Here is a 25,926-nt window from a genome sequence, read left to right as displayed (position 1 = left end):
TTTTATTCTCCTTGTGTTGGAAGGGAAACTTTCAGATATTCCGCGACAAATCGAAGAAGATACTCGGTTACACCGTTGAAAATTTCACTTCCCCATTCCATATTTGCATCTTCCGGTGCGTCTGTTCCACCGTAAGCCCCATTGGATGTTACATCTTTAACGTCACGAATGATTCTGACAGAACCTTTTTCAAAAGCAACAGTGCTGATATGAGTATTTCTTAGTGTTTCGCTAAGATGATGGATCTGGGCAGGGAAAAAGTCTTTCATGTTAACCCAATCTGGTTTTAAAGCCATCATTACAGATGTCTCCTGACCGGCTCCATGCCCGCCTGCCCAAGAAGGATTAAGTTGGCCTGCAAGAACCCACCAATCTACAATAGCAGCCAGCCCCCCTCTTTTGTAAACGGCAAGGGCGGCCTTATCAAGAGAGGGACCATTTCCACCGTGGCCATTCAGGAATATTATTTTTTTAATTCCTGCATTCATAAGACCCATGGCAATTCTAGTCATAACTTCAGCGAGCGTTTCAAGTCCCATGTCAATTGTTCCTGAGAATGACCCGTGATATGGACATACACCGTAAGGCATTGTAGGAAGTAAAAGAATTTCTTCTGGATAAGCAGCTTCGATTTTCTTTGCGAATTCTTCAGGAATGATGTAGTCGGTTCCTAAAGGACCAAGAGGACCATGCTGTTCAACACTTCCAAGGGGTACAAGGGCAACAGTTTCTTTTGTAATTTTTTCTTCAAGTTTTTTCCAAGAAAGAGACGCTAAGTACATTTTGGACACTCCTTTAAGAAAAGAAATAGATATAAAAAGGCCCCGACCTCAGAACTCGGCCGGGGCCTTAGTGTACTTTAAGCGAAATGTTTCTTTATTGTAGCTGTAGAGGCCGGTTGGGTAAATTTACTAACGATAACCATAACCAACATAGCATAAATCCAGCATATGATGAGTGGATTGAACCCAAAAGCCCATGATCTGAATTTGAGGGTCATTAAGACGAAAAGAATTTCACCTACAATAACGGAAGCAAAAGCTCCGGCTTTTGTAGCTCCTTTCCAATACATACCCATAATGATAGGAGCAGACCAAATTCCCAAACCACCAAAGGCAAAAAGAATCAGTTTGAAGATGGTAGCTGGTCGGGATATTCCAAAAAGAATGGCAATGACACCAATAATCACTGTAACAATTCGAGAGAGACGGAATATTTGAGCGTCAGTGGCATCCTTATTGATGAGCTTCTGATAAATATCGCGGGTTACAGCGCCTGTCGAAACGATGAGCAAACTGTCGATTGTTGACATTCCTGCCGCCATGATTCCAGCGATGAGAAGAGTTGATACTATCGGAGAAACACCCTGCTGCAAGATAAGAGGCACAACAAAGTCAATTTGTTTTCCGGCAAGTCCTGGAATAGAAACAATGGCATTAACACCAGACCACTCTATAAGAGTTGCGGCTAGCCACATGCCCAGAGTTCCAAGAAGAACGGCTTTGAACATGACTTTGTAGTCTTTCATGGCAAAGAATTTGGTGAAAAGACCAGGTTGACCAATAGAGAAAAAGCTCCACATAACGATCATCGACACGTAGTTTCCCCAACCATACGATCCGCCCACGCCAGGGTGACTCATATAAGCCGGATTCAATGCGTGAAGTTTTTCAGAAATGGCCGAAAAACCGCCACCAATCTTAACAGAAATAATAAAGGTGATAATAGCGGTTAAAACCATAAGAGAACCCTGTATAACGTCTGTAAGCATAGCTCCTCTTATACCACCGCTCATGCAATAAAGAATGACGATGATACCCATGGCTACAATGCCAACCCATTCAGGAGCACCTGTAAAGGTTCTCAAAATAATGCCGGCACCAATGGTCTGAGCTCCCATCATTGGGATGAGGAAAATGATCATGAGTACAGCGAGAAGAACCCGAAGACCATCTGATTCGTATCGGTCGCCAAGGTAATCGGCCATCGTGAGAAATCCGTGCTTGTGACCGAGTCGAACTAGTTTCCGTCCAACAAAAAGGGCGGGAATGATCATACTAAAGACAAGGCCGGGGACAGAAATGGTCAGTCCTGCAAAGCCTACTTTATAACATGTTGCTGGACATCCCATAAAAGTACTCATGCTATATTGTGTGGAAAAATAAGCAAGACCACTGACGATAGCACCGGCTTTACCACTCATAACAAAGAAGTCACTTAATGTAGATGTATTTTTTGCTGAGTAGTAACCAATAAGTGCCATAATTACAAAGTAACCACCTAAAACTGTGTAAAAAATACCTGGAATGGGATGAATCAAACTTGATACGGCATCCATAAACTTTCCCCCCTAATCTTCGTCGAATTCGTGATATTCAGGGCGACTCATGGCCTGTTTATAGAAAATAAAGATGAGCGCCATTGTTGCTGCGGTGTGAACTGTCCAACCAATAATAAAAGACGGAAGACCGCCCAAAGAGGGAATATATGTTGTAGAAAAGAAAAAGGGAAGCGGGAGCATAATAAGTACGTACATAAACATAAAAATAAAAAACCACTTTTTTTCAAAGGCGTTGCTGAAGACATCCATAAAAAACGACCTCCTTTTCTATTTGTTGCAATACTAGTAATGAGCGTCAATGTTTTTAGTTTGTCGTTTCTTCAGCAGGCACCACTCCCTTCTGATTTTTAAGGGAAAAATGGGGACGTGTAAGCGTCATTCGTTGGAACGTAAAAAGAAATATAAAGAGCGATGAAAAAAAAGAAAAAGTACATAAAAAGAGTATATATGTTTTTTTACATCCCCATGTTTTTATGGATACATAAAAATATCCAAGAACAAAAATATTTTATCGCTATTCTTTTTTTATTGCAAGTAAAACCTTTAAAACAAGCTTCATTTGACACTTTCTTATATCTGTATTTTTTTGATACAATATATCTGTTTTAAAATTTATCGATATTTTGCGTATACGTTTAAATGTACATATTATCGATTTGAATGAGGAGGAAATATAAAATGCACGTGTATTGTTGCCCTCTACGAAGTAAAAAAGTTTTTCAATATTTCCCTTACGTATTAAATTTAAGAATACCAATGTGTAATTTTAGATAAAGTAGGTTGGTTATAATGAGACTCTTATTAATTCAAAACGCAGAAATATATACCCCTGTTCATTTAGGGAAGCACGATATTTTAATAGCGGGCAAATCTATTCTTGCACTTGAAACAACAATTTCAAAAGAGGCTGTTTTAGCTATTGATCCTGAAGCAATCATAATTGACGTTCAAAGTGCTTTTGTTGTTCCTGGGCTCATTGATAGCCATGTTCACTTTAATGGAGCAGGAGGAGAAGGGGGTCCCCATTTCAGAACACCTCCTTTGCAACTGAGTCGTTTTATTAGTGCAGGTATTACAACTGCGGTAGCACCTTTAGGTACTGACGGAATATCACGATCGCTGAAAGAATTATTGGCAAAGGCTCGTTCTCTTGAAAACGAAGGCATTTCTACATACATGTATACGGGGGCGTACGGTGTTCCTTCCGTAACTATTACAGAGAGCGTAATGTCTGATATTGTTCTTATAGACAAGATCATTGGGACTAAAATAGCTCTTTCAGATCATCGTTCGTCACATCCAACTGTAGAAGAATTACGACGCATTATTTCAGATGCTCGAGTAGGCGGAATGCTATCTGGAAAGGCAGGCGTTGTTGAGGCTCATATGGGAGGAGAATCCATAGGGTTACATATAATAGAACAAGCTCTTGAAGGAACCGATATCCCTCTGGGCCAAATTATTCCTACCCACGTTAACCGGAATGGAAAACTTTATACTCAGGCGTTGAATTATTGTAATAATGGTGGCGTTATAGATCTCACTACGAGTATGGGAAATGATGGTAACTCAGTAAAACCAAGTGAGGGAATAGCAAGAGCTATGAAAGAACAAGTTCCTATCTCTCATCTCACGATGAGTACTGATGGCAACGGAAGTATGCCAGAGTTTGATTCTTCGGGAGAGCTTGTAAAAATGGGTATAGGAGAACCTTTTTCGTTGTTTAGAGAGCTAAAAGATTGTGTCTGCGAAGAAAAAATAAGTCTTGAGGTTGCTTTAAAGCTAGTGACACAAAATGTAGCGGAACGATTGAAACTATTGAATAAGGGGCACATTGCTCCTGGCGTTGACGGTGACGTTCTTGTTATTTCACCTACATCTTTTAGGTTAGAATATGTCATAGCTAAGGGTGAAGTTATGATGAGTGAAGGAAAAATTGTTAAAAAAGGAATTTTTGAAGAGATTTAATGGAAGATATAAAGTGTTTAGTTCAAGAAAAAAGGAAGGATTAACTAATCCTTCCTTTTTTCTTGAGTTTCATCTTAGTCTTTAAATTCTTCAAATGTCAATAAAGGCTTGCTCTGAGGGTTGAGCATTGAATTATATGCTGTGATCAAGTGCTCTTGCATTGCTTTTTCTGCGGCAAATCCATCCTTTGCCAGAATAGCTTCTATTATTTTTTCATGTTCTTTATAGCTTAATCGAATATCTGTCTCTGTCCCATTACTTTCTGGTTGTTTTAAATTGTAGAAGCTCATGAAAAAGAAAACATAGAGATTAGAACGCCAAAAGAGCTGTTGAATATATCGATAAAGATATGTATTCCCAGACATTTCGGCGATAGCCATATGAAATTTTTCATTAAGAGCTGCATATTCGTCTTTCGCATTCGCCTGGTATTTCCTTTTTTCTTCCTCATTAAGGCGAACTAAATCCTCTGTTGCTTTTTGATCGGCGTTTTGGGCCGCTCTACGTGCAGCTTTCCCTTCAATAACAATTCTTGAATAGTAAACTTGTTCCATATCGTCTGGAGATAAAAGAGGGACAACGTAACCTTTTTGCCCGGAGGTTTTTTCTAAAAATCCTGTAGAAACTAAGCGTGAAAGTGCTTCACGTATGGGCGTTCGGCTCATGTGTAGTTCATCCACCAGGTTTGTTTCATATATTCGATCTCCCGGTTTAAGTTCATGGGATAAAACAAGATTAATTATTTTTTGAAAAGCTCTGTCGCTAGCTCCTTTCTTTTCTGCCACGACCTCTCCTCCCTATTCGCCACAATCTCTTTGCGAAAACATATTAACATACAGTAACGAATTCAAGGTTATTTGCGTGTTCAATTTTATCTATTGACATGAAGACAGGCTGCTTTATAATTCTTATGGACATAACATATTTTTATAATAGATATAATGAATAAAAAGTAAGGAGGAAATGACCCTGGTTATCGATACGCATCTTCACACTGAAGAATTTTCTTCAGATAGTTTTTTACCTATAGAGAAGGCAATTCAACAAGGCAAAAAAATGGGGCTTGATGGAATTTGTGTTACAGATCATGAAAGTATGGGTATGCGTTCTTATGCTCAGGAATTGAGCATGAAACACAATTTCCTGGTTCTTGTTGGTCTTGAGTTGCTTACATACGAGGGAGATCTGTTAATTTTTGGTCTTGATGCTGTTCCTGAGAAAAAGATGCATGCGCTTGACGTTCTTTCTCTTGTGGAAGAGCAGGGAGGCGTTGCTGTAAGTGCTCATCCTTTTCGGGATAACGGGCGTGGAATGGGCAATTTTATACGTTCGCTTCCTGGCTTGAGCGGAATAGAGGCTTTCAACGGGAGTACCCGCCTGACTCATAATTTTAAAGCACACGTTCTTGCTGAGGAACTGCGTTTACCTCGTCTTGGTGGTAGTGATGCCCATCTTGTTGAGCGAGTAGGACGTTATGCTACTGCTTTCCCTGGAGTGGTACACACTGAAGAAGATTTTATAGGTGCTATCCGCACAGGTAATGTCTATCCAGTTGTTTATGATGTAGATCGGTTTATCAAGGTTTAGAAAAGGTAAGCGATCCATATAACGGCGGTCATTATTGCTGCGCTGACTGGAGCTACTAAAAGGTTATCGAGTTCGAACCTGAAAAACCCTTCTGTAAACAGAGTGGCCAATCCCCCCCACAGAAGAATGAGCCATGGGATCTGCGCTTCCGGGACAAGAGCTCCATAAATAAAACCGCTCATAAGAGCGGCGGCTAAGCAAGCAAGACTTCCTTCGAGTGTTTTCCCTTCAAGCCAGTTTAATTTTCCCCAACGTTTGCCGACAAGAACGGCCCAGGCATCTCCCATGGTTGCCATCATAAGAGCTTGTACAGAAGCAGGGTCAGGAAAGAGAGAAGCAATGAATGCTCCAAGTAAGTAACATGTTGTTGATGATATAGACCGTTCATCTCTTTCTTCTTTTTGAGAGGAGATCGACTTGAACCATTTTTTCAAGAATGGTACGTAATTGGTAATCTTCTCGATGATAAATGCAGCGACTGTTGCAATCATAAGATATTTATTCAGAGCGCCTGGCCCCCAAAGGGGATAAATTACACATGGGAAAATAAGACCGCAATATCTGAACATCTTTCGACGAGCGAGAGGCTCTTTGAGTCCCTTAACGAAAAGAGGCATCTCTTTAGCTAGTGTGAGGCGCCAATTTACAAGAAACCATATTCCTACAGGGATCAGTGCAAGAATACTCCAGAGATTGGTTTCGGCACGAACAAAACCGAGAAACATACCAAAAAGCCACCCTATGTAAAGACAGAAAAAAGGAGCAGCATAAATAGTCAGCCAAAGAGTTATGGCAGCAAAAAGGCCTGCTGCCATTTCAAGAGGAAGCAATATAAAAGAAACCCCCCCTAATAAAATAGCTGATCCTATCATTTTTCCCCTTCCTCTATAAGGATATGATCATTATTGCAACGGATATTCCTTTAAAGTGACAAAACGAAAACCGCGTTCTTGGAGTATGGGAATCACTTCAATCAGCCCTTCAGCTGTATCGCTTTCAGGATGGTTCATATGGCAGAGAATAATGTCTCCTGGTTTTGCTTTAAGAAGTTTTATAATAATAGCTTCTTTAGAGAGTGTTGCCCCTTCATCTCCTGCTATTGAATAGCCTACGGCGTTATATCCTAGCTTTTCTATAGTGGCAATGGCGATTTCATCATAATAATTTGTCCCAGATCTGAAGAAACGAGTTTTGCGATCTATGATCTCTTTTATAGTATCGGCTCCATCTTGAACCTCATTTATGACTTCCGATACATTTTTTGTTCCTGGAATACCATATGCTAAACGTCCAGATACAGAACATGGACGGTGATTCATTCCATGATTTTCTATCTCAAAGAGAGAACAAGAAGCTAACTCTTGAGCATGTTTTTTATTGGCATCAATCCAGCGTCCTGTAAGAAATAGTGTTGCAGGTATGTTATGTTTTTTAAGCCAGGTTATAAGCTTTTTATCAAAACCACTTCCTCGTTTCCCTCCGCAAGCATCGAGTGTCAGGGCCAAGACTGGTTCCCGAGTATTGAAGTGTGTCATGACGCCAGGAATATCTTCACCCCATAAGAGAGGAACTGTTTCTTGTGAAGACGAAGCAAAAGCCATTCCTCCCCATAGGAGTGCAGAGAATAGAAGGACCTTTACAAGAACGCTACAATATTTTTCTCTTTTGATCATGCTAAAGTAATCTCTTTTTCAAGATAGACATTTTGAACGTTTTGTATAATGTGAATGCCCTCCCTAAAAGGACGCTGGAAAGCTTTTCTTCCAAGAATAAGCCCCATGCCTCCTCCTCTTTTGTTGATGACTGCTGTTTTAACGGCTTCTTTCAGATCATTAGACCCGACTGATGCCCCACCGGAGCTAATCAGGCCTACTCGTCCCATATAACAATTAGCCACCTGATAGCGGAGTAAATCTATCGGATTATTAGGCACTAATTTATCGTATACTTCAGGAGAAGTTTTTCCAAAATGAAGATCACGAAAACCTCCATTGATACAGGGCAACTTTTGTTTCACGATATCTGCCTCTATAGTTGCGCCTAGATAATTAGCCTGCCCAGTGAGATCTGCTGCTAAATGATAGTCGTTTTCTTTTGTTTTAAAGGCTTTATTACGTAAATAACACCATAGAATAGTAGCCATCCCCATTTCATGCGCTATGTGAAAGGCCGTCGATACTTCTTGAATTTGTCGTCTTGATTCCGGACTTCCAAAATAGATTGTGGCACCTATGGCTACGGCTCCCATATCTTGGGCTTGTTTGACTGATGCGAAAAGAATTTGATCGTATGTATTAGGATATGATAAAAGTTCGTTGTGGTTGATTTTTAGAATAAAAGGAATACGGTGGGCATATTTCCTGGCTACGGAACCAAGAACTCCTAGGGTACTCACTACAGCGCTGCATTCAGCCTCCAATGCAAGCCTGACAATATGTTCGGGATCAAAGTATATTGGATTGAGGGCAAAGCTTGCACCAGCGGAATGTTCCACTCCCTGATCAACGGGAAGAATGGAGAGGTACCCGGTTCCTTTTAATCTTCCTGTGTCAAAGAGCGTTTGTAATGAACGTAACACAGGGATAGGACGATTCGTATTTGCGGCGAGATGATCGACAAAATCAGGGCTTGGCGGAGTAAGCATTTCAGTTGGAATTCCCCAGCACGTATAATTGAGAAGAGAGTCCGCGTCGGATCCAAGTATTTCTTTAATATCGTCTAGATACTTCGACATGGTAAATCCCTTCTTTCCTATTTGGTAAAGCTATTATACCAATCGTATCATACGTTATACTCGTATTGAAGAATTTTGAAAGGGGGAACTTGTTCAATGAAGAATATAGGTTTTATAGGTCTTGGAGTCATGGGAGGAAGTATGGCTCGGCATATACTTGAAGCAGGATACACCCTTCATGTTTACAACAGAACCAGCGAAAAAGCAAAATCATTGGTTGAGAAAGGGGCTATATGGGAAGAAAATGTTGCTTCCCTTGCAGAAAAGTGCGAATGTGTTATTACGATTGTAGGTTTTCCCAGAGATGTTGAAGAGGTGTATTTAGGAGCTAAGGGGCTTCTAGAAAATGCGAAAACAGGAACCTATCTTATAGATATGACAACTTCGAGTCCAGATTTAGCAGTGCGCATTCATGCGGCGGCTCAGAAAAAAGGCTTGAAAGCTTTAGATGCTCCCGTTTCAGGTGGAGATAGAGGTGCGAGAGAGGGAACGTTATCAATAATGGTTGGTGGAGAGTTAGAAGATTTTGAAGTTGTTCGTCCTCTTTTTGAGGTAATGGGTAAAAATATCGTCTATCAAGGGGCGGCAGGAAGTGGACAACATACAAAGATGGCGAACCAAATTGCTATTGCTTCAAATATGATTGGTGTTTGTGAAGCCGTATCTTATGCTATTAAAGCAGGTCTTGATCCAGATAAGGTTCTTGAAAGTATTGCTCAGGGAGCCGCTGGAAGTTGGTCACTTTCAAATCTTGCCCCTCGCATGATTGCCGGTGATTTCAATCCGGGATTTTATATTAAACATTTTATAAAAGACATGAGAATTGCCCTTGAATCGGCAGACAGATTAGGACTTGATACTCCCGGTCTTGAGATGTCTCTTTCAATGTATAAGAAACTGGCACATGAGGGGTATGAGGATGATGGAACGCAAGCTCTTTTCAGATTTTATAACGAGAAGAAAAAATAGAGAAAAGAGAGGGGTTTATTTATAAACAAGCCCCTCTCTTTTTATGCAAATAAAAAATGGACTAAAGCATTTCTCGTATTTTGTTAAGCTGTTCAGCCCTTTCTACTGCACGATCCATTAGGGCAACACGATTTACAACGACCCGTTCATGGTGGGCTATAAGGATTTGCCCAAGGGCATCGGAGGCTGTAATATCGAAAAAGAGGCGGTTCCCTTCTACTCTTTTAAGAATCGCTTTGAATTCTACTGTAACATTTAACATAGAGGTTGCTTCATGAACAACTTCAATGGATTTCCCAATAGTAATATATCCTTCCGGTAAAAGGTGATCTACTGCCTTTATGCAGGCACCGATTATAGCTTGAACACAGGCAGAAGTGGATAGAAGCTGGTTGAGGTGTATATTCATATTCCCTACGGTATCATCTATTTCAACTGTTTTTTTCACAGAGGCAAAAAGGCCCGGTGCAAGAATATCTTTAACTTCGAACATCATCAGCCCTCCTTTATAGTATTTTTATTTATTGTATCACTTCCTATATTTAACTTTGTTTCTTTATCTCATTTTTGCTTTAGTGTATTATGTTAAATTAGAAAAGAGTAAGGAGGGACATAAAAAATGGGAAAAGTTCTTGCCATATGTATAAGTAATCGGCGAAACGAAGCTAAACAAAGAGTGGAAAAAGCTCATTTTACTTTTGGTGGGATCGAAGGAGATTCTCACTTTAACATAAATGAAAGAGAAGTTAGTTTGCTTCGGCGTGAAGACGTAGAAAAAGCAGAGCAAGAAGCTCAATTCGCATTTCCGCCTGGCTCTCTTGCTGAAAATCTCCTGATAGAAGGATTACCCGAAGAGCTTCCTATTGGTTCGATTCTTAACGTAGGGGCGACAGCTAAACTTCAAGTTATTGAAAAAGGCAAAAAACCAGAAGAACCCCATTCGTATGATTATAAAGGATGGTGTCTATTGCCTATATGCGGCTATTTCCTCAAAGTTATTCAACAGGGGGATGTCTTCCCTGGAGATCCCGTTTCTATTTCAGCCTAGGTATCTAAATGAACACTCAGTGCATAGAATACGGCGAAATTAAAAATATTTTTAGTCAATTTTCAGGAATAGCCCTCATTCTTGATTCATCCGCAAGGTGGGTGTGGGGTAACGAATTTTTATGTCGGTTGTTCCACGTTACAAACGAAGAGTGCCAAGAACGTTCGCTTTTTGAGTTGACTAAAGTGTATGGTTTTTTATTTGAACAGCTTGATGGTTGGTATAGAAGAAATAATATCGCTTCTTTTGAAAAAGATAGAGAGATAGAGGATGTTTCTTTTTATATTCACGGTTCAAAGAGGTTGTATTTTGCCACTCATACCAAGTATTTTGAGGATAGCGTCAACAAGAGAAAATGTGTTTTGCTTGTCGGCATGGATATAACAAAAGACAAAGAACATAATGAAGAATTACTTCAGAAGGAGAATTCTCTTTCTCATGCTCAGGAATTAGTGCACTTAGGGTATTGGGAATGGATTCCTTCGTCCATGACATTAACCTGGAGCGACCATCTCTATCGTATTCTTGGGTATGAGCGTAAAGAAATTACACCTAGTTTTAGATCTTTTTATTCACGAATTCATGTAGAAGATCGTTTATACGTAGCCCATCTTCTTGATCACCTTCTTCGTGGCGGAGAAATCAGGGAAAACTCCGAAAACGAGGAATTCAAAATAGTGACGCCTGATGGAGAGCAAAAGATAATTGCTTCTAAAACGAAAGCTTTTTATGAAAATGGAGAGCTATCTCGTGTTATAGGTGTTTTGCTAGATATATCAGAAGAGAAGAAGCGGGAAAAAGACTTGCAGATTGCTTTGGCAGTAATGAAACATACTCTTGAGGGAATAGTGGTTACCGATGTTCATGCCACAATTAAATCGGTAAACCCCGCTTTCACGACAATTACTGGATACGAAGCTCATGAGGCTATAGGGAAAAATCCCAGGATTTTAAAATCTCAAAAACACCCTAGAGAATTTTATGTAAATTTTTGGAAGGAACTTATTGAAAAGGGCTATTGGGAAGGAGAAATTTGGAACCGTAGAAAAAGTGGAGAAGTTTACCCTGAATGGCTTTCTGTGGCAGCTGTATATGATGGGAATGGGAAAATATCAGAATATATTTCGGTCTTTAGCGATCTTTCTGAAATGAAAACTAAAGATGCTCAGATTCGTCTCAAATCTTTGTACGATCAGCTTACAGGATTACCTAACAAAATAATGTTTCTTGATAGATTGGATCGAGAGTTGAAAAATATTGAACAAAAAGGTTTTTTTGCGGGGGTTCTCTTTCTTGATATTAATCGCTTTAAAAATGTAAATGAAAGTTTGGGACATTTTTCGGGGGATCAGCTTTTACAGCAAGTTGCCCAACGTCTTCAAAAGACAGTGGGGGAATCTAATACTGTGGCCAGAATAGGCGGGGATGATTATTATATTTTAATTCATCAGGCGCAGCGAGTGGCTGATATAGCGCATATGGCGCGGGCGTTGCTTCATTGTTTCAAAGAGCCCTTTCATTTGGCAGAGCGACCAATATTTTTAACAGCTCGTATCGGAATTGCCATCGCTCCTGATGATGGCACTACTACAGAAGTCTTGTTACAAAAAGCAGATATTGCCCTTCATAAAGCCCGCGAAACGGGGTTAAATTCCTACGAATTTTTTAAAGAGGAACTTGGAGAGCGGGCCTCTTATCGTCTTTTGCTTGAAAATGATCTGAGAGAGAGTCTTTTGAATAAAAATTTTGTACTTTTTTATCAGCCACAGCTTCAACTTAAAACAGGTATGATCAATGGATTTGAATCTTTGGTACGTTGGCAGCATCCCCAAAAAGGCCTTATTATGCCTTCATATTTTATTCCTGTAGCAGAGGAAACAGGTTTGATATTGCCCCTTGGAGAGGAAATCCTTATGATGGCGTGCAGACATCAGCAGGAATGGAAGAAACAGGGAAATCCTCCCCTTGAAATAAGTGTGAATATCTCAACTCGGCAGCTTTTGCAGGAGAATTTTATTTCTGAGGTAAGGCGTATTCTTGAAGCCTACTCTATCAAACCTGGGGAAATAGGATTTGAAATTACTGAATCTGGTGTTATGCGAAATGTAGACGCTTCTTTAGATCTTTTACGAGAAATGAAGATTCTCGGATGCCGTATTTATATGGACGATTTTGGCACGGGATACTCTTCTCTTGCCTATTTAAGCCAATTTCCGATAGATGTCATTAAGGTCGATAAATCTTTTATCGATGGAATAGGAATAGATCGCCGAAAAGAAGTCCTCGTAAAAACAATGGTTAATATGGCTCATTCTCTGGGGCTGGGTACCATTGCGGAGGGTGTGGAAACACATGAACAGCTTGATTTTTTGAAAGATATCAATTGCGATGCTATTCAAGGATATGTTACTAGTAAGCCTCTTGAGGAAAAAGAGTTGGTATCCTTTATAATTAATAATACAATTTAACGTACCTTGATCACTATTATGAACGGAGGAGATGTCTCCATGGAGCATCGAAGTTCGATTTCTCTATATGAACATGACGATCATAGTTTTTACCTTCTAGCGTGGGAAGAGCAGGAAGAGGAAGGTGTTGTTCAGACAAATCAATATGTGATCGTTTCAGGAAAAGAGGTTCTTTTACTTGATCCAGGTGGAGCTCATGTCTTTCCTCGGGTATTGGCCAATGTTGCAGAGCTTTTTGATTTACACCGTATTCGCCACATTTTTTATTCCCATCAAGATCCTGATGTTTCTTCAGGAATTACTTTATGGCTCTCTATGACCGATCGAGCTCAGGTATATATTTCTTCTCTTTGGACTCGATTTTTGCCTCATTTTGGTATTTATGACCATAAAAGAATCACTGCGATTCCTGATCGAGGAGGGGCTCTCTCTTTTTCTAATGGAAAGACGATGAAACTCATCCCTTCACACTTTCTTCATTCTACGGGGGCTTTTTCCCTATACGATCCTATATCGAAGATTCTGTTTACTGGCGATATTGGTGCAGCTATATTCCCAAAGGGGAAAAGATATGCGATTGTCGAAAACTTTGAGGATCATCTGCAATATATGGAAGGGTTTCATAAGCGCTATATGGCTTCTAATGCTGTCTGCCGTCGCTGGGTAAAGCAATTGTCATCTTTAGATATTCAGGCTATTGCCCCTCAACATGGAGCAGTTATTCAAGGAGAAAACGTAAAAAAATTTTTCTCGTGGTTTGAAAATCTTCGATGTGGAACTGATCTCCTTGATACTGTTTATGGAGCTGGTGCTTAATATGGCCGATAAAAAGTACGAAGAAGTGATTCGTCGTTTGGGGTCGGCTTTTTTTGCTGATACCATGATGAATTCTTTCATGGCCCAACTTGATGATGTCTTGGTACGACGAGTGCAGCGGGTTGAGGGAGAAATACAGCAGACTGCTCAGGAATTTATGCGCTTAAGCCGCTCTCTGGAAATGGTTGTTCAGGATTTTGATCAGAAGAGCCAACAGACCAGTCAGAGTGTTGAAGAAATCAATTCAATGAATAAAAAGCTTATGGAAGATCTTGATCGTTCAGGAACGGATCTTGAGAGTATGAGCGATGATGTGCGGCATACTGTTCAGACGACCTATGGAACTCTTGAGTCTTTTCTCGAAGTAGAAAAAATGTCGAAAGAGATTCAGCGTATAGCAAAGCAAACCAATCTTTTGGCGTTAAATGCTTCAATAGAAGCAGCAAGGGCTGGTGAACATGGACGAGGTTTTGCCATAGTTGCTAAAAATGTTCAGGAGTTAGCAGCAGAAACCAAAGGAGCTTCTGAGAACATTACGACGAAGGTCAGCGAGATTTCGAGCTCTGTAAACGAAGCAATGGAGAGCGTTCAAAAAGTGGGAGACATGTTTCAGATGATTCGGAGCACTCTTGTCTCTTTTTCTGACTATCTGATAAAAAATAAAAACTTTATGGAACAAATTCATCAGACAATGAAAGATTCAGGACTTCAAATTAGCGAAAGTTCAGAAGAGATGGAACGTTCAATTGGAGTTATGGATGATGCTTCAAAAAAGTTTGAATCTATGACAGCTACTATTTCAGCTATTGTGACAGCCCAAAAGAATTTGAAAAATATTAAACTTTAATCTTGGATATAAGGGGGGACTTTTTCTGATACAGCAGATAGCTGTCTCAGAGCTTCATCATATATGGGGACATTTGGCGGAGGATATAATTGCCCCCGGTGGTCTTCTTTTGCTCCCAAAACATAGCGATATCAAAGTTGTTATGCAGAATTTTCCACGTTTACCTGATACGTTAATACAATGGGGCATTCGCTCAGTTCCTATTCAGAAGGAGATACATTTTTCAAAAGAAGATTTCCAGATGGCTCTTCAAGATTCTGATCTGAATCTCGTTGCTCTTGATAGACATTTGGCGAAAGTGACAATTCAACAGATTCAAGATGTATATGAACGCTTTCGTTCAGGTAGGGAGCCTAGTTCTGAGGAGTTATCATCTCTTATATCAAATAGTCGCTCTCTTGCCAAAACGCTGATGAGCACTCCGCAAGTTCTTCTTGTTATGGCCAGGGTAAGAAATTGGGATGAGTATACCTTTATTCATTCGTTGAACGTAGCTCTTCTTAGTGGGTTTATTACGTCTCGTCTCTTTCCAAATCAAATACAAGTGGTTGAAAGGCAAGTAATGGGGGGACTGCTACATGATGTGGGCAAGGCATGTATAAGTCTTGATATCCTTAACAAGCCTGGCCCTCTCACTCCGCGTGAATTCAGTATTATAAACAGACACCCAGAAGAAGGAGAAAGGTTGCTCCGAGAGTCTGGGGTCTCTGATAAACGTGTTCTTGCTATAGTACGCCATCATCATGAACGATGGAAAGGAAATGGTTACCCTGATAAGTTAAGAGGAGAACAGATTCCTTTTGAAGCCCGTATTGCGGCTGTTGCCGATGTTTTCGATGCTCTTACCACAAAGCGTATATATCGTGATTCTCTAGAAACTCGCCAGGCCCTCTCAATGATTATACAAAACGCTGATACTCATTTTGATAAAAAAATCGTTGGGGTCCTTCTATGCTCCCTAGGGCTTTATCCGCCTGGAACGATTGTCGAACTTTCAGATTACAGCATCGGAATTGTTATTGCCTCTGCAGGCCGAGATATATTGCGCCCTAAGCTCATGCTTCGAATCAATACTCATGGAGATGCTGTACGAGATCTTGTGATTGTAGATTTAGCATGTCAAAAAGATCTTTTTATACGTCGTTGCCTCAGCGATATTGGCAAATCCTTCTCTGCTTAGGCTTTTTTCGAAGATCCTTCTATTTCATTAATTTTTTCTTCAAAACCATAAATAGTTGGGTCTATGTCATCAACAGTTTGATTAAGAAAGCGCATCCCCCTAAAGAAATACCCATTTGGAAGGTGATTAGCATACCTTTTGATCTTGAGTAGAGCTTGAAGATAATTCCGCTCATAAGGGGCAACAAGTTGGGCTGCGAAAAGAGCTTCTGGCCGTTCTTCGGCAAAGAAAAGACGAGCCATTTCAAGATTTTCATCAGCACTCATCTCTTCATACCAAATATTGGCTAAAAGAATCCTAAACTGTTTTCTTTGATGAGGTTTTACCATACGGCGTAATGCTCTATCTATGCGCTTTAATCCTTGTCTCAGTTCGTTGCGTAAAATATAAGGATCAATCTCAGGTAAGGAAAAACGGCTTATATAATCGGCTTCGTCGTCAATATGAACTTCATGTCGTAACAAGGCTCCCCAAGCTGGCCGAAGAGATACAGAAGCTGCCTCTGGAGACATATGAAGCAAATTTTTAAATTCTTCCCCTGTGTTATATCCGCGATGTTCGCAGGGGGAATTCGCTAACCATGTAACATAGCCTGTATCGAAAAGGCCTTTTCTTCCGGCTCGTCCCGACATTTGGAGAAATTCATTTTTGCTTATGGGAGCGTTATCGTGAAATTGAACTAGTTGAGCAAAAATAGCTGTTTCAGCAGGTAGATTGACACCTAATGCCAGAGCGTTTGTTCCTACAACAACATCAAGAATGCGTTCACGAAAAGCTGATTCTACAAGTAGCTTTTCTTTAGGTAACATTCCTCCATGATAAATTCCTACGCCACACAGAAGGGGCATTTGAACTTTAGGAACGTCAAGAATAGTTGCTAATTCATAGAGACGACTTCGTTGTTCTTTGGGAAGGCGTCGCCTAGTTCTAGCAATGTTGTAGGCCAAATCCATAGTTCCACGTTGGGAGAAAACAAAAACGAGAGCATCATGAATAGAAAAGAGTTGAGCAGGTTTCTTAGGGGTAAAAACAAGCTCAGTTGCTCGCTCTTGACTTTCATACACAATAAAATTGCGCTCGGTAATTGATTCGAGGTAATGACCTATAACGTTTGGTTGGCTGAAGGTCGCAGACATAACAAGAATAGACGTTGTTGGTGCTGTTTCTCGAATGCCGTCAATATAGGTTCTGGCACGGTCCGGATCTTCAAAAATATAATGAAATTCATCAATAATAAGTTTTTGATCGGGATCTTTCGTATATTTCAACGTATAGATTTCTTGTGTGCAGCAAATAATCGGAGCTTCTTCATTTCGTTTGAAATCGCCAGTTTCTATTCCTACATCAAACCCCATGCGCCGAAGGTCCATATATCGTTCGTTACTTAAGGCTTTAATAGGAGCGGTAAATATAATACGCGAAGTATCTTTGGGCATTTGAATTTTTCCTTCTGTTGTTAAAAGTCCTGCCCAAAGATATGCAACAAGAGTTTTACCTGCCCCTGTCGGAGCAGAAAGAACAGCATTTTGCCCTTCTATTTTTGTATATGCTTTAAATTGCCAATCATAAAATATTTGTTCCATTCTTATCCTCGTTTTCAAAGGTACATAATTTTTACATGCTTATTATATAGGATAAGCCGTCCTCTTTTAGGAGAAGACGGCTTAAATATAGGTTTCTGAGCCATATATTTATCTTTTGATGGGGTCCCATTTTTTGGCGAAACCTTGTGTTATACGGTCAATGGTAATTGCCATAATAACGATAGAGATTCCGGCTTCAAAACCACGTCCCACATCAATACGGTTAATAGAAAGTAAAACTTCCTGTCCCAGTCCTCTGGCTCCGATCATAGATGCTACGACAACCATTGATAGAGCCATCATTGTTGTTTGGTTGACTCCTGCCATAATCGTAGGCATAGCTAAAGGAACTCGCACTTCTTTTAGCAATTGCCATTTTGTTGCTCCATATGCGATCGCTGCTTCTTGAGCCGGCTTAGGTACTTGCCGCAACCCAAGATTCGTTAAGCGTATAACAGGAGGAAGAGAGTAAATTAAGGTTGCAAGAACAGCTGGGACTTTCCCGAGACCGAAAAACATCATGGCCGGAATAAGATAGACAAAGCTTGGCATTGTCTGCATGGCGTCTAGAATTGGTCTCATAACGGGTTCCACTCCCTTGGTTTCTGCCATGAGGATACCAAGGGGAATGCCAATAAGTAAGGAAATAAACACTGCGGCAATGACAACGGCAAGTGTTCCTATTGCTAAATCCCAAAGGCCGAATATCCCTATGAACAATATGCTTATCGGCAATGTAATTGTCGTACTGAGACGCTGTGTTGCTTTCCATGCGAGGAGAGCAATTACAACTATATATATCCACCAGGGGATGATGTGCAAGAAATTCTCAATTCCTAAAAGTATAGTAAGAATTCCGCTGGAAATACTATCAAAAGTTGGGGCTAAGGCTTGAAGAAGCCAGTCTACGCCGTTATTAACATGACTTGCAACATGAAATTCAAACGTTTCTGGAAATATGATTCATCACTCCTTCATCAGGTATTTCATCAATGCTTTCATCATCAGATATAAAGGCTCCTTCATCAGCCATCTGTATTTGGCGCCGTTTATCCTGAACAAAACGGGCCACGTATTCATCTGCAGGATTTGCGAGAATTTGAGCAGGAGCTCCCATTTGTACGATAGATCCATTCTTCATTACAGCCATACGGTCTCCCATTCGCATTGCTTCATCAAGATCATGAGTTACAAAGAAAATAGTTTTCTTAAGCTCTTTTTGTAATCGAATTAATTCATCTTGCATTTCTCGGCGGATCAAAGGATCAAGACCACTGAAAGGCTCGTCCATAAGAAGGATAGGTGTATCCATAACAAGAGCCCTTGCGATACCGACACGCTGCCTCATCCCTCCGCTCAGCGAACCAGGATAGTAATTTTCCCATCCTTTAAGGCCGACGCGTTCAAGTGAAATTTTAGAACGCGCTCTTCGTTCTTTTTCCGGGATTCCCTGGAGCTTCAGTCCGAATTCTACATTGTTAATTACTGTTTTGTGAGGCAGAAGTCCGTAGTGCTGAAAGACCATGGCGATCTGTTTTCGTCTGAATTCCGTGAGGCCTTTTTGAGACAGAGAAGTGACTTCTTGTCCATTAACCCATATTTCGCCGGATGTCGGCTCTATGAGGCGAAGAATGCAACGAATAAGAGTAGATTTTCCACTTCCAGAAAGTCCCATAATAACGAAGACTTCTCCTTGCCTGGCTGTAAGAGAAACACCCCTTACAGCCACAACAGCATCATCAGATTCATCAAGTTCCGTAATAATATCTTCGTTCTCTACATCAATATCTATATCTGTTTTTGTATAGACCTTCCAAAGATCATGTATTTCTAAGATTTTCTTTTTTTTAGAGATGGAATTCACTATTTTATCGCCTCCTCTTGCAAAGCTTTTTCTACATTTGCTATAACGTTTTCGTCCTGTACCCAATTTTTCCAGTTATCACTGTAGGTTTTAAGGAACCAGATGGCTGCTTGGTGAGCATCAACGTTATGTGTTTTCATATAAGCGAGGGCTTTATTGTTTTGATCAAGAGTTGTTTCATAACGTTCTAAGAATTTTGTGATTTCGGGGTTTGCTTCAGCAAATTTTGTGTTTACCAGAACAAGTACTTCGACTGAGGGGCAAGCACAGCGATACGTTGTTCCCCATAAATCATTGCTGTATGGCGGTTCTTCAAGTTTTACCATATCGTACATGCCCATAATTGCTGTAGGTTCCCAATAATAGGCTAAAACTGGTTCTCCTCGCTCGTAAGCGGAAGCAATAGCTGCGGCTAGAGCAGTTTGAGAACCTGGATCAAAGGCGGTAAATTTTTCATCTAATCCGTAGGCTTTTACCTTCTCTGAATTGATGGAGTTTATATTCCAGCCGGCAGGGCCGTTATATAAGCGCCCTTTTGAAGGTTTTTCTGGATCTTTGAAGAGTTCCCAATATTTTGGGAGGTCAAAGACGCTTTTAAGGTCTGGAGCAAGTGGCTTTATGCCTTTTTCTTTATCTCCTTCAACAATGTAGCGAGGAACATACCAACCTTGGGGTGCGTCAGGGTAGTTTAGTCCCAGACTCTTTGCTTTTCCTTTTTCTTGAGCTTCTTGCCACCACTCAGGAAAATTGTCTGCCCAAAGTTCCATAGTAATGTCTGCATCCCCTCGTTCAATTCCCATAAGACCTGGAAGAGACTCAGCAAACATGTAGTCGACTTTCTTCTCATAACCGTAGGTTAAGATATAGCCAACAATTCGATTATGCACCTGCACACTGTCCCAACTGAAATCAATAAAAGTTACAGGGCGCGCCGCCTCTGCACCGATTGATCCCAAGAACATAACAGATACCATACAAACTGCAGCCACGATGGTTCTTTTCAAAAGATGAGTTTTCATTAAAACTCTAACCTCCTTCGTGGAATATAAAAATTAAACATCAGAAACATTTTCTGACAGTGGCGCCATGCACGTATTGATAGAAAGAATTGGGAGTTTATTAGGGCTCCCATTGACGAGAGAGTTCTTCTAGCTTTTGAACTCTTTCTTTGAGATGTCGTATTTCTTCCTGGAGTTCCGATAAGGACGTTGACGTGGCCCGAGATGCTTCTCGAGCAGCAGTGATTTCTTCCCTTACAATGGGATTTCGATAAAGGGTAGAACGGGCTATGCCCAATTTTTGCGAAACAGCCTTAAAATCAATATGTTGTTGCGATGTCTTTAATTCTTTAAGAGCTTCTTGCACTGCCTGTATAAGCTCTATTTTCTCTTTTTTTGTTGTTTGTTTATCTCCCAGCTTCTTTCACCTTCCTCCTTTTATTCTGTATTCTATGCGTCATTTTCGCTACAGAAGTAGCGGGGAAATAATAACACGTGATAAAACTGAGGTCAAGGTTTATTGATTGAATTGTGAAAAAGTAGTGCATTATTGAAACTTTTTTACCCCTTTCATTCCTAAGGGTTTCATTATATTATCGAGGTCGCCTTCAATTTTCAGAGAGGATCGGCACGAGGAGGAAAAATAATGAGATATTCATGGGAAATTATAGTTTCAACAGAATCTCCCAACGGAAAAAAATTGCTGGTCTATTCAATTGTGCCAAGTGAAGAGGAGAAAAAAAGAGCCATGAAACCTCACCTTTTTTGGCAAAAAATAGGGGATGATATAACGGAGATAGCGGTAGAATATAATTTGCCTTTTGAGATTGTTACTGAATTTTTAAAAAAAGCAGAAAAACATAGAAATAAGCATGTTTCTATTATTTTGACGGAAAAGTAACTTTAAAGGAGAAAATAGGAGTGGAAAATTCTACTGTAAAAATAATAACGTCTCTTTTATATGAAGCAGGAGAAATCATAACGAAAGAGAGAGACACTCATATTGCTTCTCGCCGCTCTCAGTCTGATTACACTACGTTTACAGATATGAAGGTTGAATCTTTTATCACAGAACAGCTAAGAAAATTTTTCCCTGGAAGTATGATTATTGCAGAGGAGTCTTCTTCGTCTCGAAGTTCCTTTCAATTGGAGAGAGAAGCTTTTGTTCTTGATCCTATTGACGGAACAGTAAATTTTTACCACGGGTATCCGGCTTTTGCCATTTCTCTTGCCTATATTGAAAATTACACAATCCAACAAGGGTATATTTATGACCCCATAAACGAAGAGTTTTTTTCTGCAGTAAAAGATAAGGGGGCTTATTTAAATGGGGATCCCATTTGCGTATCTCAAACTGGCTCTCTTTCAGAAAGTCTTATTGGCTTTGGTACTGCCTACGATAAAAAATTGGGCAAAGAAGAAATTTCCATTGTGACAAAAATTTACGAGAAGTGCCACGATGTACGGCGGCGAGGGGCTGCTTCCCTTGACATGGCTTATGTGGCTTGTGGACGTTTGGACGGCTATCTCGAAATGGATTTGAAACCGTGGGATTTTTATGCGGGACTTTTGCTTATGGAAGAAGCTGGCGGAAAAGCGTCTAATTGGAAAGGATTACCCATACAAGATCTCGATAACCAGCATATTCTTTGCACAAATAAATTGATACATACAGAATTGCAGAGTTTTATCAGCAGATTTTTAAAGTAGAAATTTTTTTGATTTGTAGCTTTTAGCAGAAAAAACTAGCATTCTTAGAGTAGAGTATGTTAGAGTTAGCGTGGATTTTTACTATACGTTCACTAAGCGATGTTTTTATAATTTTATTTTCGGAGGGATTTGTGCGGTGCCACTCTCAAATGCATTTCAGGTTTTAGGGGGCGTTGGTCTGTTCTTGTTTGGCATCAAGCTTATGAGCGATGCTTTGCAAGATCTGGCAGGAGACAGAATGCGCCAGTTAGTAGGTTCTCTCACGAGCACCCCTGTTCGTGGGGTTCTTATTGGGACATTGGTAACAGTTCTTATTCAAAGCAGTAGCGGAACAACCATAATGACTGTAAGCTTTGTACATGCGGGTCTCATGACCCTGAAGCAAGCTGTAGGCGTTATTATGGGAGCCAACATAGGAACGACGGTTATCGCTCAGATTATAGCGTTTAAGATTAAAAATTTCGCCCTTCCTGTTATCGGTATTGGAATGATTTTGGCTGTTTTTGGCAAATCCAGAAAGCAGAAGTACATAGGCAATGGTTTAGTTGGTTTTGGTCTTTTGTTCCTTGGCATGCAAACAATGGAAGGGGCAATGGATTTCTTGAGGGGGAGACAAGACCTTTTCATGATGTTTAGTCATAATCCTCTTCTTGGAGTTCTAGTCGGAACAATTGTAACTATGGTTGTTCAGGCAAGTTCCGCTACCATCGGCCTTACAATAGCCATGGCGAGCCAAGGTCTCTTATCATTAGACGCTGCTATTCCGATTCTTCTTGGCGATAATATAGGAACGACAATCACTGCAGTCATTGCTTCTTTGGGGTCAAACAGATCTGCGAAACAAGCGGCTGCCGCTCACGTAATGTTCAACCTTATAGGTGTTAGCGTTTTTATGATGGCCTTACCTCTTTTTAAAACAGTAGTTTCACTAACATCACCAGATATTGCAAGGCAATTAGCCAATGCTCATACTCTTTTTAATGTGACAAATACATGTTTGTTCCTTCCGTTTACTTCTCCTTTTGTAAAACTCATTCAAAAACTTGTTCCAGGGAAAAGCAGCGCGCTCAGTGTCGGTCCCCAGTTTCTCGATCCCAAACTTGTTTCAGCCTCCCCAGCAGCAGCAATAGACGCCATAAAAAAAGAAATTGCCCATATGGGAGCTATCGCGCTCTCAATGCTGCAGGATGTAAAAAGAGCTTTTATGAACGACGATCCCAAAATGATTGAGCAAGTGAATGAGTCTGAAAAAATATTGAATGAACTAACTCATGCCATAGCCAGATATTCCGCAGAAATATGGCAAGAAGGGCTGTCAAGCGAGCTATCAGTTGTCCTTTCTGCTTATGTAAATGGCATTAGTGACATAGAACGCGTGGGAGACCATTGTCAGAACTTGATAGAGCTCTATGATTACAAGAAGGAACATCGACTCGATTTCTCTCCTGTCGCTATGGCGGAATTCGAAGATATGTTCAATACCGTCTTTACTTCGGTGACATTGAGTTTGGAATCGGTTGCTGATGAAGATGTAAAGAAAGCTCACGAAGTTATTGATGTTTTAGAGGTCGAAGTGGACAGAAAGGAAAAAACCCTTCGAAAGAGCCATATTCGACGGCTAAACAGGGGGGAATGCAATCCTTCTGCAGGTGTTATCTTTATTGATATACTGAGCAATCTCGAACGAATAGGAGATCATGCTCACAATTTGTCTTTTATAGCGTTGGATATTGCTAAAACTCATCATTAGGTAGATTTTCTTGCCCGGGGACTTCTTGTGAAGTTTCCGGGATTTTTTCTTCCATTTCAGTCAGATATTTCCAATATTTCAATGGCATATTTCTTTTTTGAAGGCCACGATTAGTCCGCGAGGTAATAGTGACGCTATGGAAAAAGGTTTTCCATAGCTCTTGGTATGTTTGTTCGTCACTTGTATTTTGAGGAATGGATCGTGGTGAAAATTCAGTTTCATACCATTCCCTTTGGTCATATATGAGAGCTTTGCTTCGTTTTACATCATGAATAATCCAATTCTGGTGAGGGAAGCGCTTTTCGAAGTGCCCTCCAAGCAGGGGAAGGATATAGTGTTCTGGTTCTATCGTTGCGTAGTAAATACCGCCTACATCACGAAAGCGAAGAACCCCACAGAACATGTGGCGTTCACGTGAAACTTTTCGACGTGCGTCAAGTATATAAAGAACGCGTTCGTCAGAGAGAAGACCGTTAATGTTTTTCCTTTTTTGCCACGCAAGCTCTAGATAATTGAAGACGCTTAAATCGATATGGGAAAGGTGAGCATGAAGTGCGTAAAAAACGGTGATTAATGTCTCCCCGTTTGTGTGTTCTTCTAGAACGTGATAGACCGCTTGAGCAATTTTTGATCGTGTCTCAACTTCAACTCCTTCAAAAAGGTTTTTTTGTTGTCCCTCTTTTGACCGAGCAATAATATTTTGAGGTCTTTTTTGCCGTAATGCAGCTTCGAATATAAGGCAAAGCATGCCATTAAATGAGCCGTCATAAATATACGTTGTCATAGCTGAAATAAGAAAAGCTGCCTCTTCACAAAATCACTCTTTGACGGCGCTTCAAAGTGTGCGCGAAGGTGATTTTCATTCATAGAGCGATCTCCATGAAAGACACCATTACATGTAATGAAATATTGGGCTCTTTTCATAACGACACCAAATCGTGCGAGTAGGTCGAAGCGAATAATTCCATTTTTACGGGCTGTCATAATACGTTTAGCAGATATGACGCCAATACCAGGAATGCGGAGCAGCATCTCGTAGGAAGCTTTATTGATTTCTACAGGGAAAAAATGAAGATTTCTTAATGCCCAATCCGTTTTTGGATCAATATTCAGATTAAAGTGAGGTTGTTTTTCATCAAGCAGCTCTTCAGCTTTAAACTTATAAAATCTCAAAAGCCAATCGGCTTGATATATTCGATTTTCTCGAAGAAGTGGAGGGGAAGAAAGAGCTGGCAACAAAGGATTTGATGACACTGGAACATAGGCAGAGTAATAGACTCTTTTCAAGTTAAAGCGGGAGTACAAATTTTCTGAAAGACGAAGAATAGAAAGGTCGCTTTCAGGAGTTGCTCCTACAATCAATTGGGTACTTTGCCCTGCAGGGACAAAAAGAGGCTTCTTTTTTCCTCTCCATGTGGGTTTTTCTTCTAGGCTTTCCTCTATGCGTGATGAAAGGTAACTCATGGGTTTGAGAATGGCTTGTTTACTTTTTTGAGGAGCCAGAAGTTTTAAGCTTTTTTCTGATGGAAGCTCAATATTGACGCTCATACGATCGGCATATTGTCCTGCAATTTCAAGAAGTTGCGGATCAGCACCTGGAATAGCCTTAGTATGAATATAGCCTCCGAAGTTGTATTTTTTCCGTAGCAAAAGTAATGTTCGTATAAGACATTCCATTGTGTAGTTGGGAGATTTATAAACGCCAGAACTCAAAAAAAGGCCTTCAATATAGTTACGACGATAGAAATTGATGGTGAGTTCTGCAAGTTCTTCGGGCGTAAATGTTGCTCTGGGGCGATCGACACTCCGTCGGTTTACACAGTAGGCACAGTCGAAGATACAATCATTTGAGAAGAGAACTTTTAATAGAGAAACGCATCTCCCATCGGAAGTCCATGTATGACAGATACCGCCCAGGCTCGCGTTTCCAACACCTGTGGTATTTTTACGCCGGCTCCCGCTGGAAGAACACGACACGTCATATTTGGCTGCATCAGCAAGAATTGCAAGTTTTCCTTCCGTGTTCATATTTCTCCTCTTCCATTCTTTGAGGATACTGTTAT

Annotated in this window: 26 protein-coding genes; 11 read left to right on the top strand and 15 right to left on the bottom strand. The window is 40.4% G+C overall.

From position 1 onward, the window contains the following. Positions 1–2 precede the first annotated feature (2 nt). The 3 genes from RBH88_RS10880 to RBH88_RS10870 form a co-directional block, all read right to left on the bottom strand. Entirely contained in the window at positions 3–782 is a 780-nt protein-coding gene (locus RBH88_RS10880) for a creatininase family protein (RefSeq protein ID WP_213692042.1), read from the bottom strand. A 77-nt stretch (positions 783–859) separates the two neighbouring features. Further along, positions 860–2,338, bottom strand: coding sequence for a sodium:solute symporter family protein (locus RBH88_RS10875; protein WP_213695353.1), 1,479 nt, complete (start codon positions 2,336–2,338; stop codon positions 860–862). A gap of 12 nt (positions 2,339–2,350) precedes the next feature. Then, on the bottom strand, positions 2,351–2,590 hold the full coding sequence (locus tag RBH88_RS10870; protein ID WP_213692040.1) for a hypothetical protein: 240 nt from the start codon (positions 2,588–2,590) through the stop codon (positions 2,351–2,353). 540 nt (positions 2,591–3,130) lie between these two features. Here RBH88_RS10870 and iadA point away from each other — a divergent pair. Continuing rightward, a complete protein-coding gene (gene iadA / locus RBH88_RS10865; RefSeq protein WP_307879641.1) occupies positions 3,131–4,309 on the top strand; it encodes a beta-aspartyl-peptidase in 1,179 nt (392 codons plus the stop codon). Positions 4,310–4,383: 74 nt separating this feature from the next. Here iadA and RBH88_RS10860 read toward each other — a convergent pair whose 3' ends face one another. Beyond that, positions 4,384–5,094, bottom strand: coding sequence for a GntR family transcriptional regulator (locus tag RBH88_RS10860; RefSeq protein WP_213692039.1), 711 nt, complete (start codon positions 5,092–5,094; stop codon positions 4,384–4,386). Between the two features lie 178 nt (positions 5,095–5,272). Here RBH88_RS10860 and RBH88_RS10855 point away from each other — a divergent pair, with 178 nt between their 5' ends. After that, on the top strand, positions 5,273–5,896 hold the full coding sequence (locus RBH88_RS10855; protein WP_307879640.1) for a PHP domain-containing protein: 624 nt from the start codon (positions 5,273–5,275) through the stop codon (positions 5,894–5,896). On the opposite strand, the gene RBH88_RS10850 is transcribed toward RBH88_RS10855, so the two are convergent. The 3 genes from RBH88_RS10850 to RBH88_RS10840 are packed head-to-tail and all read right to left on the bottom strand — an operon-like array spanning position 5,893 to position 8,630. Further along, the gene (locus tag RBH88_RS10850) at positions 5,893–6,768 is read right to left on the bottom strand and encodes a hypothetical protein (protein WP_213692038.1); all 876 of its coding nucleotides are present in this window, start codon (positions 6,766–6,768) and stop codon (positions 5,893–5,895) included. The two genes, RBH88_RS10855 and RBH88_RS10850, sit on opposite strands and share 4 nt — an antisense overlap. Before the next feature lie 30 nt (positions 6,769–6,798). After that, positions 6,799–7,569 carry a polysaccharide deacetylase family protein gene (locus tag RBH88_RS10845; RefSeq protein ID WP_307879639.1) on the bottom strand — a complete coding sequence of 257 codons (771 nt, stop codon included), beginning with the start codon at positions 7,567–7,569 and terminating at the stop codon, positions 6,799–6,801. Continuing rightward, a complete protein-coding gene (locus RBH88_RS10840; RefSeq protein ID WP_213692037.1) occupies positions 7,566–8,630 on the bottom strand; it encodes a class I fructose-bisphosphate aldolase in 1,065 nt (354 codons plus the stop codon). Before RBH88_RS10840 ends, RBH88_RS10845 begins: the two co-directional genes overlap by 4 nt. A gap of 96 nt (positions 8,631–8,726) precedes the next feature. On the opposite strand from RBH88_RS10840, the gene RBH88_RS10835 reads away from it, so the two are divergent. Next, positions 8,727–9,599: an NAD(P)-dependent oxidoreductase gene (locus RBH88_RS10835; RefSeq protein WP_213692036.1), complete on the top strand. Its 873-nt coding sequence runs from the start codon at positions 8,727–8,729 to the stop codon at positions 9,597–9,599. 61 nt (positions 9,600–9,660) lie between these two features. Here RBH88_RS10835 and RBH88_RS10830 read toward each other — a convergent pair whose 3' ends face one another. Next, positions 9,661–10,092, bottom strand: a complete 432-nt coding sequence (locus tag RBH88_RS10830) for a thioesterase family protein (protein ID WP_213692035.1) — start codon at positions 10,090–10,092, stop codon at positions 9,661–9,663. Positions 10,093–10,218: 126 nt separating this feature from the next. Between RBH88_RS10830 and RBH88_RS10825 the strand changes: the two genes are divergently transcribed. The 5 genes from RBH88_RS10825 to RBH88_RS10805 all read left to right on the top strand — a co-directional run bounded on the left by RBH88_RS10825 (position 10,219) and on the right by RBH88_RS10805 (position 15,958). Beyond that, positions 10,219–10,647 carry an MOSC domain-containing protein gene (locus tag RBH88_RS10825; protein ID WP_213695352.1) on the top strand — a complete coding sequence of 143 codons (429 nt, stop codon included), beginning with the start codon at positions 10,219–10,221 and terminating at the stop codon, positions 10,645–10,647. Between the two features lie 8 nt (positions 10,648–10,655). After that, a complete protein-coding gene (locus tag RBH88_RS10820) occupies positions 10,656–13,115 on the top strand; it encodes a GGDEF and EAL domain-containing protein (protein WP_213695351.1) in 2,460 nt (819 codons plus the stop codon). Between the two features lie 39 nt (positions 13,116–13,154). After that, a complete protein-coding gene (locus RBH88_RS10815; RefSeq protein WP_213695350.1) occupies positions 13,155–13,931 on the top strand; it encodes an MBL fold metallo-hydrolase in 777 nt (258 codons plus the stop codon). Position 13,932: 1 nt separating this feature from the next. Beyond that, entirely contained in the window at positions 13,933–14,778 is an 846-nt protein-coding gene (locus RBH88_RS10810) for a methyl-accepting chemotaxis protein (protein ID WP_213695349.1), read from the top strand. 109 nt (positions 14,779–14,887) lie between these two features. Then, the gene (locus RBH88_RS10805; RefSeq protein ID WP_213692030.1) at positions 14,888–15,958 is read left to right on the top strand and encodes an HD-GYP domain-containing protein; all 1,071 of its coding nucleotides are present in this window, start codon (positions 14,888–14,890) and stop codon (positions 15,956–15,958) included. Here RBH88_RS10805 and RBH88_RS10800 read toward each other — a convergent pair. The 5 genes from RBH88_RS10800 to RBH88_RS10780 all read right to left on the bottom strand — a co-directional run bounded on the left by RBH88_RS10800 (position 15,955) and on the right by RBH88_RS10780 (position 20,821). Next, positions 15,955–17,541: a DEAD/DEAH box helicase gene (locus RBH88_RS10800; RefSeq protein ID WP_213692029.1), complete on the bottom strand. Its 1,587-nt coding sequence runs from the start codon at positions 17,539–17,541 to the stop codon at positions 15,955–15,957. The genes RBH88_RS10805 and RBH88_RS10800 overlap by 4 nt on opposite strands. A gap of 108 nt (positions 17,542–17,649) precedes the next feature. Further along, positions 17,650–18,501: a proline/glycine betaine ABC transporter permease gene (locus RBH88_RS10795; protein WP_213692045.1), complete on the bottom strand. Its 852-nt coding sequence runs from the start codon at positions 18,499–18,501 to the stop codon at positions 17,650–17,652. Continuing rightward, positions 18,482–19,405, bottom strand: a complete 924-nt coding sequence (locus tag RBH88_RS10790) for a betaine/proline/choline family ABC transporter ATP-binding protein (RefSeq protein ID WP_213692028.1) — start codon at positions 19,403–19,405, stop codon at positions 18,482–18,484. The genes RBH88_RS10795 and RBH88_RS10790 overlap by 20 nt, the downstream gene beginning before the upstream one ends. Further along, on the bottom strand, positions 19,405–20,424 hold the full coding sequence (locus RBH88_RS10785) for an ABC transporter substrate-binding protein (RefSeq protein ID WP_213695347.1): 1,020 nt from the start codon (positions 20,422–20,424) through the stop codon (positions 19,405–19,407). Before RBH88_RS10785 ends, RBH88_RS10790 begins: the two co-directional genes overlap by 1 nt. Before the next feature lie 100 nt (positions 20,425–20,524). After that, positions 20,525–20,821 (bottom strand): DUF6262 family protein, encoded by a 297-nt coding sequence (locus RBH88_RS10780; RefSeq protein WP_307880086.1) that lies wholly within the window; start codon positions 20,819–20,821, stop codon positions 20,525–20,527. 228 nt (positions 20,822–21,049) lie between these two features. Here RBH88_RS10780 and RBH88_RS10775 point away from each other — a divergent pair, with 228 nt between their 5' ends. The 3 genes from RBH88_RS10775 (at position 21,050) to RBH88_RS10765 (ending at position 23,863) form a co-directional block, all read left to right on the top strand. Further along, positions 21,050–21,304 (top strand): hypothetical protein, encoded by a 255-nt coding sequence (locus RBH88_RS10775; RefSeq protein ID WP_213692025.1) that lies wholly within the window; start codon positions 21,050–21,052, stop codon positions 21,302–21,304. Positions 21,305–21,324: 20 nt separating this feature from the next. After that, the gene (locus RBH88_RS10770; protein WP_213692024.1) at positions 21,325–22,113 is read left to right on the top strand and encodes an inositol monophosphatase family protein; all 789 of its coding nucleotides are present in this window, start codon (positions 21,325–21,327) and stop codon (positions 22,111–22,113) included. A 136-nt stretch (positions 22,114–22,249) separates the two neighbouring features. Continuing rightward, positions 22,250–23,863 carry a Na/Pi cotransporter family protein gene (locus RBH88_RS10765; RefSeq protein WP_213692023.1) on the top strand — a complete coding sequence of 538 codons (1,614 nt, stop codon included), beginning with the start codon at positions 22,250–22,252 and terminating at the stop codon, positions 23,861–23,863. Here the strand turns inward: RBH88_RS10765 and RBH88_RS10760 are convergent. After that, a complete protein-coding gene (locus tag RBH88_RS10760) occupies positions 23,847–24,647 on the bottom strand; it encodes a TIGR03915 family putative DNA repair protein (protein ID WP_213692022.1) in 801 nt (266 codons plus the stop codon). The genes RBH88_RS10765 and RBH88_RS10760 overlap by 17 nt on opposite strands. Continuing rightward, positions 24,644–25,891 carry a putative DNA modification/repair radical SAM protein gene (locus tag RBH88_RS10755; RefSeq protein WP_213692021.1) on the bottom strand — a complete coding sequence of 416 codons (1,248 nt, stop codon included), beginning with the start codon at positions 25,889–25,891 and terminating at the stop codon, positions 24,644–24,646. Before RBH88_RS10755 ends, RBH88_RS10760 begins: the two co-directional genes overlap by 4 nt. Positions 25,892–25,926 lie beyond the last annotated feature (35 nt).

This window comes from Aminobacterium sp. MB27-C1, assembly GCF_030908405.1.
Lineage (GTDB): Bacteria > Synergistota > Synergistia > Synergistales > Aminobacteriaceae > Aminobacterium.
The sequence above is the reverse complement of the archived record's forward strand: the minus strand, read 5'-3'. Positions and strand labels throughout refer to the sequence as shown.

Coding starts and splice junctions, on each gene's coding strand:
- RBH88_RS10820 (WP_213695351.1), top strand. CDS start 10,656: ATGAACACTCAGTGCATAGAATACGGCGAAATTAAAAATATTTTTAGT.
- RBH88_RS10850 (WP_213692038.1), bottom strand. CDS start 6,768: ATGATAGGATCAGCTATTTTATTAGGGGGGGTTTCTTTTATATTGCTT.
- RBH88_RS10815 (WP_213695350.1), top strand. CDS start 13,155: ATGGAGCATCGAAGTTCGATTTCTCTATATGAACATGACGATCATAGT.
- RBH88_RS10800 (WP_213692029.1), bottom strand. CDS start 17,541: ATGGAACAAATATTTTATGATTGGCAATTTAAAGCATATACAAAAATA.
- RBH88_RS10855 (WP_307879640.1), top strand. CDS start 5,273: ATGACCCTGGTTATCGATACGCATCTTCACACTGAAGAATTTTCTTCA.
- RBH88_RS10835 (WP_213692036.1), top strand. CDS start 8,727: ATGAAGAATATAGGTTTTATAGGTCTTGGAGTCATGGGAGGAAGTATG.
- RBH88_RS10870 (WP_213692040.1), bottom strand. CDS start 2,590: ATGGATGTCTTCAGCAACGCCTTTGAAAAAAAGTGGTTTTTTATTTTT.
- iadA (WP_307879641.1), top strand. CDS start 3,131: ATGAGACTCTTATTAATTCAAAACGCAGAAATATATACCCCTGTTCAT.
- RBH88_RS10880 (WP_213692042.1), bottom strand. CDS start 782: ATGTACTTAGCGTCTCTTTCTTGGAAAAAACTTGAAGAAAAAATTACA.
- RBH88_RS10755 (WP_213692021.1), bottom strand. CDS start 25,891: ATGAACACGGAAGGAAAACTTGCAATTCTTGCTGATGCAGCCAAATAT.
- RBH88_RS10840 (WP_213692037.1), bottom strand. CDS start 8,630: ATGTCGAAGTATCTAGACGATATTAAAGAAATACTTGGATCCGACGCG.
- RBH88_RS10825 (WP_213695352.1), top strand. CDS start 10,219: ATGGGAAAAGTTCTTGCCATATGTATAAGTAATCGGCGAAACGAAGCT.
- RBH88_RS10845 (WP_307879639.1), bottom strand. CDS start 7,569: ATGATCAAAAGAGAAAAATATTGTAGCGTTCTTGTAAAGGTCCTTCTA.
- RBH88_RS10775 (WP_213692025.1), top strand. CDS start 21,050: ATGAGATATTCATGGGAAATTATAGTTTCAACAGAATCTCCCAACGGA.
- RBH88_RS10785 (WP_213695347.1), bottom strand. CDS start 20,424: ATGAAAACTCATCTTTTGAAAAGAACCATCGTGGCTGCAGTTTGTATG.
- RBH88_RS10875 (WP_213695353.1), bottom strand. CDS start 2,338: ATGGATGCCGTATCAAGTTTGATTCATCCCATTCCAGGTATTTTTTAC.
- RBH88_RS10830 (WP_213692035.1), bottom strand. CDS start 10,092: ATGTTCGAAGTTAAAGATATTCTTGCACCGGGCCTTTTTGCCTCTGTG.
- RBH88_RS10810 (WP_213695349.1), top strand. CDS start 13,933: ATGGCCGATAAAAAGTACGAAGAAGTGATTCGTCGTTTGGGGTCGGCT.
- RBH88_RS10760 (WP_213692022.1), bottom strand. CDS start 24,647: ATGACAACGTATATTTATGACGGCTCATTTAATGGCATGCTTTGCCTT.